This is a genomic window from Bacillus sp. CHD6a, from assembly GCF_001293645.1.
GTDB lineage: Bacteria > Bacillota > Bacilli > Bacillales > Bacillaceae_I > Sutcliffiella_A.
Window position 1 is genome coordinate 128,125 of record NZ_LBMD01000012.1, and the last position, 14,535, is coordinate 142,659.

Annotated in this window: 16 protein-coding genes; 15 read left to right on the top strand and 1 reads right to left on the bottom strand. The window is 40.1% G+C overall.

Going from position 1 to position 14,535, the window contains the following annotated elements:
• The first annotated feature begins 53 nt into the window (after nucleotides 1-53).
• From AAV98_RS11610 to AAV98_RS11625, 4 genes are all read left to right on the top strand, one after another.
• Complete coding sequence (locus AAV98_RS11610; RefSeq protein WP_060665786.1) at nucleotides 54-992, top strand: AraC family transcriptional regulator; 939 nt, start codon at nucleotides 54-56, stop codon at nucleotides 990-992.
• A 31-nt stretch (nucleotides 993-1,023) separates the two neighbouring features.
• Nucleotides 1,024-1,416: a DUF1761 domain-containing protein gene (locus AAV98_RS11615; protein ID WP_060665729.1), complete on the top strand. Its 393-nt coding sequence runs from the start codon at nucleotides 1,024-1,026 to the stop codon at nucleotides 1,414-1,416.
• 232 nt (nucleotides 1,417-1,648) lie between these two features.
• A complete protein-coding gene (locus AAV98_RS11620; RefSeq protein ID WP_197284284.1) occupies nucleotides 1,649-2,674 on the top strand; it encodes a serine hydrolase domain-containing protein in 1,026 nt (341 codons plus the stop codon).
• 294 nt (nucleotides 2,675-2,968) lie between these two features.
• Nucleotides 2,969-5,011 carry a catalase gene (locus tag AAV98_RS11625; RefSeq protein ID WP_060665730.1) on the top strand — a complete coding sequence of 681 codons (2,043 nt, stop codon included), beginning with the start codon at nucleotides 2,969-2,971 and terminating at the stop codon, nucleotides 5,009-5,011.
• Between the two features lie 58 nt (nucleotides 5,012-5,069).
• Here the strand turns inward: AAV98_RS11625 and AAV98_RS11630 are convergent, their stop codons facing one another.
• Nucleotides 5,070-5,390: a winged helix-turn-helix transcriptional regulator gene (locus AAV98_RS11630; RefSeq protein WP_060665731.1), complete on the bottom strand. Its 321-nt coding sequence runs from the start codon at nucleotides 5,388-5,390 to the stop codon at nucleotides 5,070-5,072.
• Nucleotides 5,391-5,507: 117 nt separating this feature from the next.
• Between AAV98_RS11630 and AAV98_RS11635 the strand changes: the two genes are divergently transcribed.
• From AAV98_RS11635 to AAV98_RS11685, 11 genes are all read left to right on the top strand, one after another.
• Complete coding sequence (locus AAV98_RS11635) at nucleotides 5,508-5,999, top strand: lactoylglutathione lyase family protein (protein ID WP_060665732.1); 492 nt, start codon at nucleotides 5,508-5,510, stop codon at nucleotides 5,997-5,999.
• Between the two features lie 146 nt (nucleotides 6,000-6,145).
• Complete coding sequence (locus AAV98_RS11640) at nucleotides 6,146-7,123, top strand: zinc-binding dehydrogenase (RefSeq protein WP_060665733.1); 978 nt, start codon at nucleotides 6,146-6,148, stop codon at nucleotides 7,121-7,123.
• 251 nt (nucleotides 7,124-7,374) lie between these two features.
• The gene (locus AAV98_RS11645; protein ID WP_060665734.1) at nucleotides 7,375-7,899 is read left to right on the top strand and encodes a DUF6773 family protein; all 525 of its coding nucleotides are present in this window, start codon (nucleotides 7,375-7,377) and stop codon (nucleotides 7,897-7,899) included.
• A gap of 5 nt (nucleotides 7,900-7,904) precedes the next feature.
• Nucleotides 7,905-8,099 carry a helix-turn-helix transcriptional regulator gene (locus AAV98_RS11650; RefSeq protein ID WP_060665735.1) on the top strand — a complete coding sequence of 65 codons (195 nt, stop codon included), beginning with the start codon at nucleotides 7,905-7,907 and terminating at the stop codon, nucleotides 8,097-8,099.
• An 80-nt stretch (nucleotides 8,100-8,179) separates the two neighbouring features.
• Nucleotides 8,180-8,983, top strand: a complete 804-nt coding sequence (locus AAV98_RS11655; RefSeq protein ID WP_060665736.1) for an alpha/beta fold hydrolase — start codon at nucleotides 8,180-8,182, stop codon at nucleotides 8,981-8,983.
• Nucleotides 8,984-9,092: 109 nt separating this feature from the next.
• Nucleotides 9,093-10,043, top strand: coding sequence for a heme-dependent oxidative N-demethylase family protein (locus AAV98_RS11660; RefSeq protein ID WP_060665737.1), 951 nt, complete (start codon nucleotides 9,093-9,095; stop codon nucleotides 10,041-10,043).
• Complete coding sequence (locus AAV98_RS11665) at nucleotides 10,040-10,513, top strand: hypothetical protein (RefSeq protein ID WP_060665738.1); 474 nt, start codon at nucleotides 10,040-10,042, stop codon at nucleotides 10,511-10,513. Before AAV98_RS11660 ends, AAV98_RS11665 begins: the two co-directional genes overlap by 4 nt.
• Nucleotides 10,514-10,531: 18 nt before the next feature.
• The gene (locus tag AAV98_RS11670; RefSeq protein WP_060665739.1) at nucleotides 10,532-11,494 is read left to right on the top strand and encodes a PDR/VanB family oxidoreductase; all 963 of its coding nucleotides are present in this window, start codon (nucleotides 10,532-10,534) and stop codon (nucleotides 11,492-11,494) included.
• 338 nt (nucleotides 11,495-11,832) lie between these two features.
• Nucleotides 11,833-13,014: a ParM/StbA family protein gene (locus tag AAV98_RS11675; protein ID WP_060665740.1), complete on the top strand. Its 1,182-nt coding sequence runs from the start codon at nucleotides 11,833-11,835 to the stop codon at nucleotides 13,012-13,014.
• A gap of 12 nt (nucleotides 13,015-13,026) precedes the next feature.
• Nucleotides 13,027-13,596 (top strand): hypothetical protein, encoded by a 570-nt coding sequence (locus AAV98_RS11680; protein WP_060665741.1) that lies wholly within the window; start codon nucleotides 13,027-13,029, stop codon nucleotides 13,594-13,596.
• Nucleotides 13,597-13,721: 125 nt separating this feature from the next.
• On the top strand, nucleotides 13,722-14,237 hold the full coding sequence (locus AAV98_RS11685; protein WP_060665742.1) for a CBO0543 family protein: 516 nt from the start codon (nucleotides 13,722-13,724) through the stop codon (nucleotides 14,235-14,237).
• The last annotated feature ends 298 nt before the right edge of the window (nucleotides 14,238-14,535 follow it).

The window sequence follows — 14,535 nt, forward strand, 5'->3', positions numbered from 1 at the left end:
GGGGGCGTGTTTTTGTTATATTAGGAAAGAACATCCAAATAAGGAGAAAAACAATGCATACTTCATCCGAACAAGAGAGACTCATGAATAAAGTCGAGGAATATATAGAAAATAATCTTGAGAGCCCACTCAGCCTTGAAAAGCTAGCCTCTATCTCTACTTACTCGCCCTATCACTTTCAACGGATTTTTAAAGCGCATGTGGGGGAAACTCCTGCTAACTATGTAAAGCGACTTAGAATGGAAAAAGCTGCGCATTATTTAATTTATGAACAAAGCATACCAATTACGCAGATTGCGTTCATGTGCGGCTTTACTTCTCTTTCTTACTTCACAACTTCCTTTCATACATTTTTTCAATGCAGTCCCACTAAATGGAGAGAAGGAGCCTATTTAAAGCGATTTCCACGAGAATATGCTGATAATAGCAAGAAATCTAAACAGCTTCGCAACATGGAGCAAGAACAGCTAATCAATGAGGGATATAATAAGTTTCAGTGGCTCGATCTTGAAAAAGTAAAGATCATGGAGTTTCCAGCATGCACAACTGTAAAAAGACAAAATGTCGGCCCATACACAAAAGGGATCCCCGAAGTTTGGGAGAGAGTGTACCATTGGGGAAAGGCTCGAGATCTTATAACGGACAACACGTTCATGTTTGGGGTGCCTAAAAATAATCCATATATAACTCCAGCGGAAATGAGCCGATATGATTGTCATCTAGCTATAGAAGGGTTGATGGATGATACCCTAGTGACCTATCACTTTACAGGGGGAAAGCATGTAGTCTATGAGTTCGATGAGCCTGTAGATTATATGCAAAGGAATAAGCTGATGGAGTGCTATTCGGAGCTGTACAGCTTTTGGCTTCCTAAAAGCGGATATAAATACTTGGATAACCCTATAGAACTTATATCCATGAAATCTAAAAAAGGCAGCTTGGAAGTGGATGTTAGAGTGAAGGCCATTTCATTAGCGATTGAGCCGAAATAAAATAAATTCGTAAAAGAGGAGAATAGAAAATATGATGAATTGGTTCGAATTAAATGTTGTTGCGATACTTATAGGTGCTCTTCTGTATGCATTTTATGGAGGAATCTATTACACGATTATGCTTGGAAAAAAGAAAGACCCGCAATTTAAACAGACGGAAGGCCCGCTAAAATATGTGGTATCTATAATTATTGCATTTGTCAGTTCTTTTATAGTAGCATTTTTCGTGCAGGCAGCAGGAGCAGATGGTATCCTGAGCGGTCTGATCGTAGGATTATTAATAGGGATAATAATTACGCTAGTCTATTTAAAAAACACATTGTTTGGGTTGGTAACTAAAAAAGCATTCTATATTGCTGTTGGAGACCATCTCATCATATTTACATTGCTAGGTATGGTTCATGGGATCATAAATGGGATGTGAGGTTAAAAAAGCACTATGGCGGATTCTTTCCGGTGTAGTGTTTTTTTCTGCATCTTCATAAAACATACTTAGCCCGAAGTACTGAAAATAGTATTTGATTTACGAAAAATTATTCAATAAAATAAATGTTAGAAATGTCTGAAAATAGTGGTTTTAAGTAAAGAAAACTTATTTTTATCGATGAAAGTTTGCATACATTCAAACCATCGAGCAGTGGAGGCGTCCAAGCGGCATGTATAACAATTATATGGATAGCTTAATAGAAAATAAGGAGCTTCCAGGAGCAGTCCTTTATGCCTCCAAAAAGAAGCAACCTCTGTGTTATAAAGCAGTCGGTAGCTTTATTGGGGGAGATGCAAACCATTATCCCGTTACGGAAAATACTTTGTTTGATGTTGCATCCTTGACAAAAGTGGTGGCAACTCTACCTGCAAGTCTATTGTTGTGGAGCAAAGGAGACTTACAACTTGAAAAGCCAGTCCAACATTATCTGGCTGAATTCCAATATGAAAAAGTGAAGGTGGAGGATCTGCTGACCCACCGTTCCGGGTTGCCGCCAGACCTTCCGTATGTGGCAAGGGACGGGAAAAGGGATGTGATGAAATTAATCTATCAGACTAAGCTTCAGCACGAACCGGGGATCTCTGTCGTTTATAGTGATCTAGGAATGATTTTAGTAGGAAAGATCATAGAGAAAATTGCTGATCAACCACTTGATATCTTTACAAAGGAGCACATTTTTACACCTTGGGGATTAACTAACACAGGCTATAAGCTTCCTTCAGGTGTAGAAGCGCTTACCGCATCCACAGAGAAATTCGGAACTCGCTATATTCAAGGAGAAGTTCATGATGAAAAAGCATTGCACCTCGGAGGAGTGAGCGGCAGTGCCGGCTTATTTTCCACTGCGAAGGATATCGCCAAGTTCGCTAAGCACTTTTTATACCCAGAGGAACAGGATGTGTTACCTCCAGAACTAATGCAGCTGGCAACGCGTCATAAGCAAAATAACCGAGGACTTGGATTTGAAGTGTGGAACGGAGAAGGCGAAGGGTTATCATGCGGACCAAGCTGGTCAATTGGTTCATTTGGCCATACAGGTTTCACAGGAACCAGTGTCTGGATTGACCCACAAGAAGAACTAATTGTGGCATTCTTGACCAATGCCGTTCATTACGGCAGGTCTACGAACATAAGAACCATCCGAAAAACATTACACTCGATGATTTACTCCTCCGTACAAGGGGAGACTTTATAAATATTTTTTAAAAACATATGAATAGTCTGACATCCGGTGCTGTGAAATAACGTGGAATGATATATTAACTGGATGAAATAGTTGATTTGGCATGCATTCTTAGAGGGATGTATGCCTTTTTTGGTTTGCACAGCTTGTTTTATTAGCCAAATTTTTTAGTTTATTATCCGAATATTAAATTTATTATCCATTTTCCTAACTTTTACATTCATACCGTTTGCACCACATTTTAACAGGGTACGTAAAAAAGGCATGTCCTTTTACATAATCTAATTTAAGGAGTGGAGCGGCGAAGTGAGTAATAAAGTAAACGAGCAAAGCAAACATGACCAATTAGATCAGTTTCGTGTAGATGATGAAGGGAAGACAATGACGACCAACCAAGGAGTCAAGGTCTCAGAGGATGAGTTCTCCTTAAAAGCAGGCGAACGCGGACCAACCTTAATGGAGGATTTCCATTTTAGAGAAAAGATGACCCACTTTGACCATGAGCGCATCCCGGAGAGGATTGTCCATGCAAGGGGATTTGCAGCCCATGGCGAGTTTGAATTATATGAATCAATGGAGAAATATACAAAAGCGAAATTCTTGCAAGACACTTCAGTCAAAACGCCTGTATTTGTGCGCTTTTCAACGGTTGCCGGATCAAGGGGTTCGGCGGAAACGGTCCGTGATGCACGTGGTTTTGCAACGAAATTCTATACAGAAGAAGGGAACTACGATCTTGTTGGAAACAATATTCCGGTGTTCTTCATACAAGATGCAATAAAGTTTCCTGATTTAGTACATGCCTTAAAGCCTGAACCGCATAACGAGATACCGCAAGCAGCTTCTGCTCATGATACGTTTTGGGATTTTATCGCAAATAATCAAGAGTCTGCACATATGGTCATGTGGGCAATGTCAGATCGGGCTATTCCGAGAAGTCTCCGGATGATGGAAGGCTTTGGCGTTCATACGTTCCGGTTTGTAAATGCAGAAGGAAAAGCTCATTTTGTTAAATTCCACTGGAAACCGGTGCTTGGAACCCATTCCCTTGTTTGGGACGAAGCGCAGAAAATTAACGGAAAAGACCCTGACTTTCACCGCCGAGACCTTTGGGAGTCTATAGAAACCGGAGATTACCCGGAGTATGAGTTTGGAGTACAGTTACTTGCTGAAGAAGACGAGTTTAATTTTGACTTTGATATTCTTGATCCGACGAAGCTTTGGCCGGAAGAAGATGTTCCCGTAAAGATTATCGGAAAATTAACTTTGAACCGCAATGTCGACAATGTGTTTGCCGAAACAGAACAGGCGGCATTTCACCCGGGCCATGTTGTACCGGGCATTGATTTTTCCAATGATCCATTATTGCAAGGTCGTTTATTCTCCTATACGGATACCCAGCTTATTAGACTGGGCGGTCCTAATTTTCACGAACTCCCTATCAACAGGCCGGTATGCCCGTTCCATAACAATCAGCGTGATGGATACGGCCGTCAAACGATTAATAAGGGCCCGGTAAGCTATCATAAAAATTCATTAGCTTCCAATACTCCAAGGCCGGCAAGCGAAGCGGAAGGCGGGTATGTCCATTATCAAGAAAAGGTTGAAGGTAGAAAAGTGAGAACGAGAAGTGACAGCTTCAAGGACCATTTCTCTCAAGCGACTTTATTTTGGAACAGCATGACAAAATTTGAAAAAGATCATATTAAACAAGCGTTTAGCTTTGAGCTTGGAAAAGTAAAGAGCAAAGACATAAGGCAACAAGTGGTCGACATGTTTGCTAACGTCAGCATGGAGCTAGCAGAAGCTGTAGCGGAAGCAATTAGCGCTGATAAACCTAGTGGATCAGGGTCTACTGTGACAAAATCATCGCCTGCACTAAGTCAGGAAAATACGGTGAAAAAGCCTGCAACACGAAAAGTGGGAGTCATCATTTCTAATGATTTTCAAGGGAAGGATGTATTATCTGTTCTTGAATCCTTGAAGGCCGAGGGGCTCAAGCCAGAACTTATCAGTACTACCCTTGGAAAGGTGACTGCTAGTGATGGAGCCGAGTTAGAGATAGACCATACGTTTTTGACTTGTGATTCTGTTCTGTTCGATGCGCTTTACGCTGTTGGGGGGAAAGAATTGGACAAGAAGTTCCACCGTGAAGCTACTTATTTCCTTGAGGAAGCCTATCACCATTTCAAGCCAATTGGAGCTACCCATGATGGCAAGCAGTGGGTGGAGAAATTGGAGATCAAAGGTGCTTCTGGTGTGGTATGCAGTGATGAAGCGGAGCAGTTTGTAACTGGCTTTGTGGATGCCATTGCGGCGCATAGACATTGGGAGAGAGAAGAAGTGTAAGTTAATACAAAAAAGCAGCCCGAATGAAATCTGTTGGGCTGCTTTATTGATCCATAGACTATAATTGCTTTTCCGCTTCACAACCCTCATTACCCCACTTACACAACGATTTCATCATCGGTTGGAGGGTAAGTGCTTCTTCTGTCAGCTCATACTCCACATGCAAAACCTTGCCGGGGTATTCTGTTCTTTTCACCATGCCTAATTGTTCGAGCTCGCGGAGTTGATCGGTCAAGACTTTCCGGTTAATCTCTGGAATTTCTCGTTCCAGCTCAGAAAAGCGTATAGGACCATTTTCGAGGGCACAATATACTTGCGGTCGCCATTTACCACCAATGACATTTAAAGCGCGGTTGACTGGGAATTCTTTAGGTTCCACATAGAACAGTCCTTTCTATATCAAGTCAGTTACTTTAAAGTGCGTACTTTTTTATTTATGCATTATATTTTACCCTATCAATATTAGCAAATAATATTTATTTAGGAGGAAATCAAAATGAGATATCCAAGAACTTTTTCGCATATAGGTTTATCTGTTCCTAACTTGGAGCAAGCAGTAAAATTTTATACAGAAGTGATGGGCTGGTATGTCATTATGGAACCGGCAGATGTAGTGGAGGATGACTCTGCTATTGGAGTTATGTGTACCGATGTCTTTGGAGAAGGATGGGGGAAATTCCGAATTGCTCACCTTGCCACTGGAGACAAAATAGGAATAGAGCTATTTGAATTCCCGGAAAATGAAAAGCCGGAAAATAATTTCGAATACTGGAAGACAGGCATTTTCCACTACTGTGTTCAAGATTCCGATGTAGAGGGACTTGTAGAGAAAATTGTGGAGCATGGAGGCAAACAACGCATGCCAATCCGTGAATATTACCCTGGTGAAAAACCATATCGCATGGTCTACTGTGAAGATCCATTCGGTAACTTAGTAGAAATCTATTCCCATTCTTATGAGCTAACCTATTCAGAAGGTGCTTATTAATCTCAATCATAAATCTTATTTACTTCAGGAAGTTGCGCTTAGAGGAGACCTACAAGCTTGCCTAGTAGGCTCCTCTAATGTTTTACCGTCGATCAGTTAGCCTAGTGTTAGATATAATTTATTCCATTTTTAGGTGGGGAGACAACATGAAAGCTTGGTTATTAAAAGAAGCAGGAAGTATCCATAACATGGTATGGGGCGACATTGCAGACCCAAAAGAAGAAAACCGGGAACTGTTAGTGAAAGTTCAAGCTGTAGCACTGAATCCTGTCGACTACAAAGTAGCCACGAATGGGAATCCTGCCTGGTGTTATCCGCACATCGTCGGAGTGGACCTTGCCGGAGAAGTAGTTTCTGTTGGAGATGGGGTTACTAGTCACAAAGTGGGGGACCGTGTTGCAGTTCACACAAATCTCGCCAAAAAAGGTGCGTTCGCAGAACTTGCGGTGGTAGATGCCCGTGCAGCAGGACGTATTCCCGACGAAGTTTCATTTGAAGACGCTGCTGCAATTTTATGTGCGGGGATGACCGCTTATGAAGCTGTCGTTCAAAAGTTGAACGTTACTCATAAGAAAAACATTCTCATTCATGCAGGTGCCGGTGGGGTTGGTGGATTTGCCATTCAACTGGCGAAAATGCAGGGATTGAGAGTTTTCACAACTGCTTCTAAGTCCAATCATGCCTGGGTGCAGAAACTTGGCGCTGATGTGGTGATTGACTATAAAGAGGAAAATGTAACAGACCGCATTATGGAAGAAACCAACGGACGAGGAGCAGATTTAATTCTAAATACCGTTGGCAGGGATGTGGCAACAGCAGATTTAGAACGACTCGCATTCTCAGGCCATCTGGCGTACATTGCAGGCGCTCCAGATCTTTCCGGTGTAAAACCATTCTCTCTATCTCCATCCATCCATGAGGTCGCTCTAGGGGCTGCACACGCTAGTGGAGAAGATCGTGCAGTCAGCAATCTGGCTTTCATGGCAGAAGAGCTGATGGGAATGGTGAAAGAAGGACGACTGGAGTCTCTTGTAACGAAGGTCCTTCCAAGAGAAGAGTTGGTAGAAGGGCTGAAGCAGCTGCAAGGTCGTCATGTAAAAGGTAAAATTATTGTGAAGATGTAAGTTGCTAAAAATAAGAAGTCGAGATGCTGATCTCGGCTTTTTTTGTTGGATTCGTAGGAAATTGGGATTCGCCCGAAAACTGCTGAAAATCGCCCGAAAGTATTCTACGTTAAAAAGCCCCTCTAAATGCAACTGGGAAAAACCCCTCTTTAATAAAATATACTTGTCTAAATGACATATATATATTGCATAAAGTAATATAAAATGTATAATAATAAATATAATCCATATTTTACTAAGAGGTGATGGGAATGAATTTCTTTGGCGGGCCAACAAAGGTGGAAGATGAGCGGATTGTCACAGCTCAAAACAAGATTTACCGGGAAATATATTTTTTCGTGATGGCGATTTGCCTTATCTCCATAGGATTTAAATTTTACCAATACGGCTTTGGTGTCAGCTCGATTCACACAGAATTAGCAATACTTATCTTGCAAGGTGCCTATTACACGGCAAGGGGGGCGAGCATGGGTGTATTGTCAGATGAGGTAGAAATGCATGATCGCAAAAGTAAGGTGCCCATGAAGTGGAAGACTCTTTTTTGGGGTGGAGCTTCTGGTGTCATCCTTGCAATTTTCTTCGGTTTAAACAGCGCATTTAATTATGCGGACACGACTGCACAGGCCTACTCCTACTTTTTCATGGTGTTCTTTGTTTCTTTAATGATATATATACCGTTTTTAGTTTTGTTATCAGGAAGTACGTTCCATGCTGCGATGAATCGTAGCAAAAAGGCTGCAGAAAAAGAATTAGATGAAGACGAATTAGAGCGGTGATCAACATGAAAAATTTAAAAATGAAAATGGCGAGAGTGGAAAAAGACTTGTCTCAGTACGAACTGGCCAAGATTGTAGGGGTATCTAGGCAAACAATTGGACTAATTGAACTCGGCAAATATAATCCAAGCCTCAGTCTCTGTCTTTCCATCTGCAAAGCTCTATCTAAAACGTTAGATCAATTATTTTGGGAAGAGTGAAAAAAACAATATATTAATTGGAGATAATTCCCCCACTATGAAAATATACTTTTGTATAACATTTTATAGGGGGGATTTTTTTGCCTAAAATAGAAGTAGAATCTGGTGTAGAGCTCTATTTTGACGACCAAGGAGAGGGGACACCGGTACTTTTTATTCATGGGGTATGGATGAGCAGGAAGTTTTTCCATAAACAGCTACCTTATTTCGGCCAAAAACACCGTGCCATCACCATCGATCTGAGGGGGCATGGTGACTCTGCACAAGTCACGGAAGGTCACACCATTTCCACGTATGCAAAAGATCTGCAGGCATTCATCACTAAGCTGGATCTGAAAGATGTAGTGCTGGTTGGCTGGTCGATGGGGGCCTTTGTAATCTGGGATTACTTACAGCAATTTGGGGAGGCGAACGTTAGAGGAACGGTCATAGTAGATGAACTTGCTTCTGATTTCAAATGGCCTGATTTTCCAATTGGCGCCTTTGACCTGCCTACCTTGACTCATTTTATGAGAGAGGTCCAAGATAACAGAGAAGGCTTTCTTAAGGGCTTTATTCCCCTCATGTTTAAAGAGGATGTGAAGCCTGACGAGATGGCCTGGATGCTTGAGGAGACAATGAAACCTACGTCAGGAGTGGCAAGCGCCATTTTGTTTGACCAATCCGTGGTGGATTATCGTTCTACGTTCCCCGCCTTAACGAAACCAACATTGCTGTGTTTTGGAAAAGCGGAAAAGTTGATACCAGTTGCAGCGGGGGAACACTTGAAGAAATCCATAGCGAATAGTGAATTAATTCTGTTTGAAGAAAGCTGTCATTGTCCATTTCTTGAAGAAACAGAATTGTTTAATAAAGAAGTATTCAACTTTATAAACTCCATCTAAAAAGGGCCTGGCTACAGTTGAAATAACTGGCCAGGCCCTTCACTTGAACAACCATGTCTTTTTCCTTAAAATAAAAGTATAAAATATTCTGAAAAAGGTGGCGAGAGATATGAAGCTGACCGAGGAACTTGAGAGCTTTCCCTATCCGTTCAAAGGGGATATCTACCGTTACTCCAATAATTCCGCACTCCTTACTCCTCCTAGTAGCGTAGAGGTAACAAAGGGCTATCTAGAGGACATAAAACTAAAAAGGTCCTTATTATCAAAACACCATTCTCGTTGCTTTCAATCTTTTCCTCATACCAACAGGGCGCAGTGGGAAGCGATGGAGCTTATCTTGACCGACCTTACTAGCTTCTTTCCAGAAAGTTTTCACCTCAAAAAAGAAGGAAAAAAGCACATCTTTATCAACCAGCTTACCCAAGAAAAGCACGAATTTAAATTGGGAGATGACTCCACTTTACTTGATGAACCTTTGGATTTTATTGGGAGACATGTGCAAGAAGACCTCATCATTATGATGCAGCGAGATGGAGATCTTTACCTTGATGCCGGCCAACTTTGTTTTCCAGCTAATTGGTCATTAGCGTTTAACCACGGCATGAGCTTCAAAAATATTCACTTTCCAATTCCCGGGTTTAAGGAAGAAGGGTTGGACGAGAGGATTCTGCAATTTCTGCTAAGGCTAGAAGCTGGGAATCCGTGGGGAAGGAAAAATTGGTCCCTTATGGCAGGAAACAAAATGGACACTTCCCTAGAAACCTTTGATCAATGGGGAAAGGATAGAAAAAATGTTACGGTTGAAAATGCTGGCGAATTCGTGCATTTACGGGTAGAGGTTCAAAAACTCTTTCGTTTGCCTCGTTCTAATGCCATCCTGTTTACCATTCATACTCACCTGTTACCCCTTGAGAAACTGATTGAAATTCCTGAGTGGAGGCGACAATTCTATCAGATTTTAGTAGAGCTACCGTCTTATATTGTGGAGTATAAAGGGATTTCATTATTTAAGAATAAGATTTTGGCGTATATCGAAAAGAAAGGAGAGGGGTCTCCGTGAACGATATAAAGAACGAACCAATCTTCCAACCAGGGAAAAGGCACTATGTTCTTTGTGGAGATGAAGAAGGTTTAAGTAGCTTGAAATTGATTAAAGAAATCCTATTGAACGACCAGCTGTCTTTTGAAGAAATACACCTGAAGTTAGAGTGTTCTTCTGAGGTGGAAAAAAAGTTTGAAATGCAGAAGATAGGGACTTTTCTTTATGTTGCAGCAGAAGCAAAAAAACTAAGAAAGATCAAAAGTACAGCTGGAAAACTCGGATATACCTCTGATGAGACTCAATATATTATTGTAGGAGAGGAAGAAAAGAGGATTTTTTGTTGTAGATGTCACTTCGTATCATCAGTTGACCATACATTGTATAGGGATAAACACGTTAACTGTGCTGCTTGCAGTTTGCAGTTAGTATTATCCGATCACTATTCGCCTGTAAAAGATGCTTATTTAGGAAATGTTGCGCAAAACTAAAAAGGGAAGGGTAGATTTGTGGTGATCCCAGAATATAGGTTAGAGGTAAGAATAACAGAGATAACAAATGAAACTGCTACGATTAAGCGGTTTACTTTTGAGGGTATAAACAAGAAGTTATTACCGGCATTCAGCCCTGGTTCCCATATCATTTTATATTTGAAGGGAAGGGGAGGGGAGATGGAACGAAGATATTCGTTAATTGGTAATCCTGATTGCACGTATAACTATCAAATTGCAGTCAAACTCCATGCAAAATCTTCTGGAGGGTCAATTCACCTACATAACAAAGCCCAAGTAGGAGATATCTTACAAGTTAGTTTTCCGAAAAATTACTTTCCTCTTAGCTTTCGAGCAAAACACCATGTTCTAATTGCTGCTGGCATTGGGATTACACCCTTTTTATCTATGATGCGTGAATTAAAAGAACAGGGGGCGTCCTTTGAACTTCATTATTCTACAAGAACAAAAGACGATTGTGCATTCTATTCCTATTTAGTAAAAAAATACCCACAACAAACACATTTATACTTCACTAAACAACAAAATCGAATAAATACTAACATTCTAGTAGATCAGTATATTGGCACCCATGTGTATTTTTGTGGTCCTGAAGAGTTTACTTCCTCTTTTTTAAGTGTTGCTACAACCATTGGCTATCCTTCTGAAAGCATTCATTATGAATTTTTTTCACCACCTAACAGAAATAAGCTTCGTCCATTCCTATTAGAACTCACAAATGGCCGTTTTTTGTCTGTTCCTGACGAAAAGTCCACCTTGGAAGTCTTATTGGAAGCAGGTTACCCCGTTCCTTATTCTTGCAAAGTCGGTCGTTGTGGAACTTGTGAACTTTCCATTCTAAAAGGGGAAGCCGAACATCACGATACCTTTTTATCAACAAATCAAAAAGAATCCCAAGTTAGTTTTTTACCATGTGTATCCAGGAGTAAAACCGAAATTTTAAAGGTCAATTATAGTTAAAATAGAATTCTAGAAATGGAATATAGTAGAAGTATACAAATTAAGTATACAAGTTTACGAAATGTAAACAAAAGTATACAAATAAGTAAACGTGTATACAAATGCGTGTACATGTTGGTATAAAAGAATGTGTACAATAAAAGAATACAAGTAAACGATAATGTATACTTGTAAACGGTTGTGTACATTATCGTAAACATTTTTTACACTTTCATTACTTTTCTCCAGAATGATTGAATAGTAGAGAAACTTTCTGTACGCTAAACTTATAACTACTAGATTTATTTTCTTCTATAGGAAACAAATATTGTAATGAGGAAAAGAAAGGAAGATGAAAAATGACTTATTCAAGAATTGCAGCAGTTGACGTAGGTAATGATTCTATTAAAGCTATTTTTGGAAAATTGGATGCTGAATTAAATATCCCAAATGTTATCGCTAGAGATATTGAGGACCGCCCAGTAATAGGCATAGAAGAGTTAGATAGCAAAGATCCACTAGATGGAATTCATGTTCGTGTTCACTCCCCTGCCCTAATGGATAACAACGCAATCTATCGAATTGGGAACTTGGCAACAAAGAGCAACAATGCTACTGAGCTTGATCCTGGTAGTAGCAAATCAGAAGAAGACCAAACATTAGTCATGCTGTTTGCTACATTAGCACTGGATGCAGTAAGTGCTCAAAATGAAAAAACATTCCCTCGTAATAAGAATGTCGTAGATGCAAACTACACATTAGGAACAGGTCTTCCATTGAGAGAAGTGAAAGAAGGTAAGGATGCAGGCTACCGTTCTAAACTGCTAGGATCTGTCCATCAGGTAGAATTCCTAATTACACCTAAATACCAAGGCATTAAAGTTAACATTAAATTTGATGAAATCAAGGTTTATCCAGAGGGCTTCGCTGCATACATAAACCTTGTATTAGATAACAATGGAAATATTATAAATAAAGACTTGATCGACAAGCGCATTCTTATCCAAGATATCGGCGGTCTTTCCACAGATATAGCTGTCATCAAGAACCGAAATGTCGATGATGATAAAGCACAAGGCTTCAACCTTGGAGTATCGGAAGCACTTGAGCAAATTCGAGAAGAAATCCGGTCAAAGCACGGCATTGAGCTTGATAGCAGAAGAGATGTTGTAGAAATCATTACGAAAAAGAATGACCGCAACCACATCATGGTACGCGGAAGCAGAACGAGCGTGCATGATATCACAGACCGCATTCTTTTAGACTTAGCAAAAAAACAATACCGTCTGTTGAGAAATATATGGCAGAAAAACTCCCAGACAGAGATCTGCTATTTTGTCGGCGGTGGTTCCACAGTGTTGAAAGAATACTTGAAAACATTAAACAACAATTTAGATGGCTACAACATCGATTTCTTTGAAGATGAAAAGGAAAGCATCTGGATGATGGCAAACGCCTACTACAAATTGATTGCTGATTATGTAAAGAAAACAGGCAAGGATAAAGAATCTAAAGATCAACCAAAACCTGTGAAAGCATAATAAGGTGATTGGATGAAGAATACCAATTCTAATCAGGGAATTCAGAGGGGGCAAGCAATATCGTTCCGCATCCCTTCTGATACGCCTGACCATCTAATTAAGCATTTGCAGCGTCTAAAAGAGACGGAAAGAAGGAATTTCTCTAGTAAAATAGCGGATTTTGTTCTGCAAGGTGTGACAAGCTCACATGCGCGGGAAAAAGAAACCATCTCTATCCCTCTTCCAAAATCTTTATCAAAAACACAAAGAGATTGGCTGAAGCATCAGCATTCGGAAGCATTGCTCGGTAATATCGTCTATCAATTGCTTGCAGATCCTGTTCGGGCAACAAGTATTCTCGCAGCAATGAACAGCAATTCCACTGACATTGACCAAGCCTTGTACCTTCAGGAGGAAAAGCCGTACAAACCCGCTGAAGAGACAGATGAAAAGGTCAATCCTACCGTGTTAAACGATGACGACTTAGACACTTTCGACTGGGATGCAGCTCTTCAAGAGCAGGCATCAACGGAAGAAGAAGAGTTGGATGTGGAAGATGTGGATAAGCTATTGGGAGATTTTCTTTCACATATGAATAAGTGATTTACCAGTAAGGACGCTATGAAATTAGCGGCCTTTTTATCTATGCTTTTTACAAATAAAAGAATAGATTCCAACTGAAATGACCATAACTAGTAAAAAAGAATAAAAGACGGGAGTAGGAGTCTATGTATTTATTATTGGTCATTGTCGTTTGGATTTTGTTTGCGTACCGGTTCATTGATTGGGCCAATTGGAGGAAGCATTATCCGACAGTATTGTTTTTTATTGTCATCAATATGACGCATAATATGATCTATTTTAATCATACTTTATGGGCATTTCGGGGTGTAACACTAGACTGGTTGAACCACACCTTCATCAATTTGGTCTTTACATTTTTCATCGTGCCGGCAGGCCTAATAATCTTCTTGCAGCGTTTTCCTAGGCAAAAACGCAATCAGTTCACTTATTTAGCAGCATGGGTAGCCTTTTATACTGCTTTAGAGTGGTTGTTCTCCTTAAAAGGAATGTATGTATATGATAATGGTTGGAATAACGGGTACAACATTCTACTAAACTTGGTTTTATTTCTGATCTTAAGAATGCATGACAAAAATCCTGTCAGAGCCTTATTAGTTTCCATTGTTTTGGGGATACTATTTGTGTTCATGTTCCCTGTTCCTTGGGAAAGTCTTAAGTAATAAGAGGTGATTTATTCGTGATTATTCGCGATGTATTATCTGTACCAGTGTTTTTACTCTTACTGTTCTCCACCTATATCATCATGTGGGTTTATATTAAAAACGAGATAAAAAAAGAGCGTCAAAAGTAGGAAGGGCCTATACGTTTAGGCTCTTTTTTTATTCCCGGGAAATATGATAGTATGGGAACAATAATTATCTAAAATAGTTATAGCTGCAGTAAAAAGGGTATAGAATAGAATGGTCCTAAAATTTAAATGGTAATCGAACTATATAGCAGGAAAACAATAATAGATAC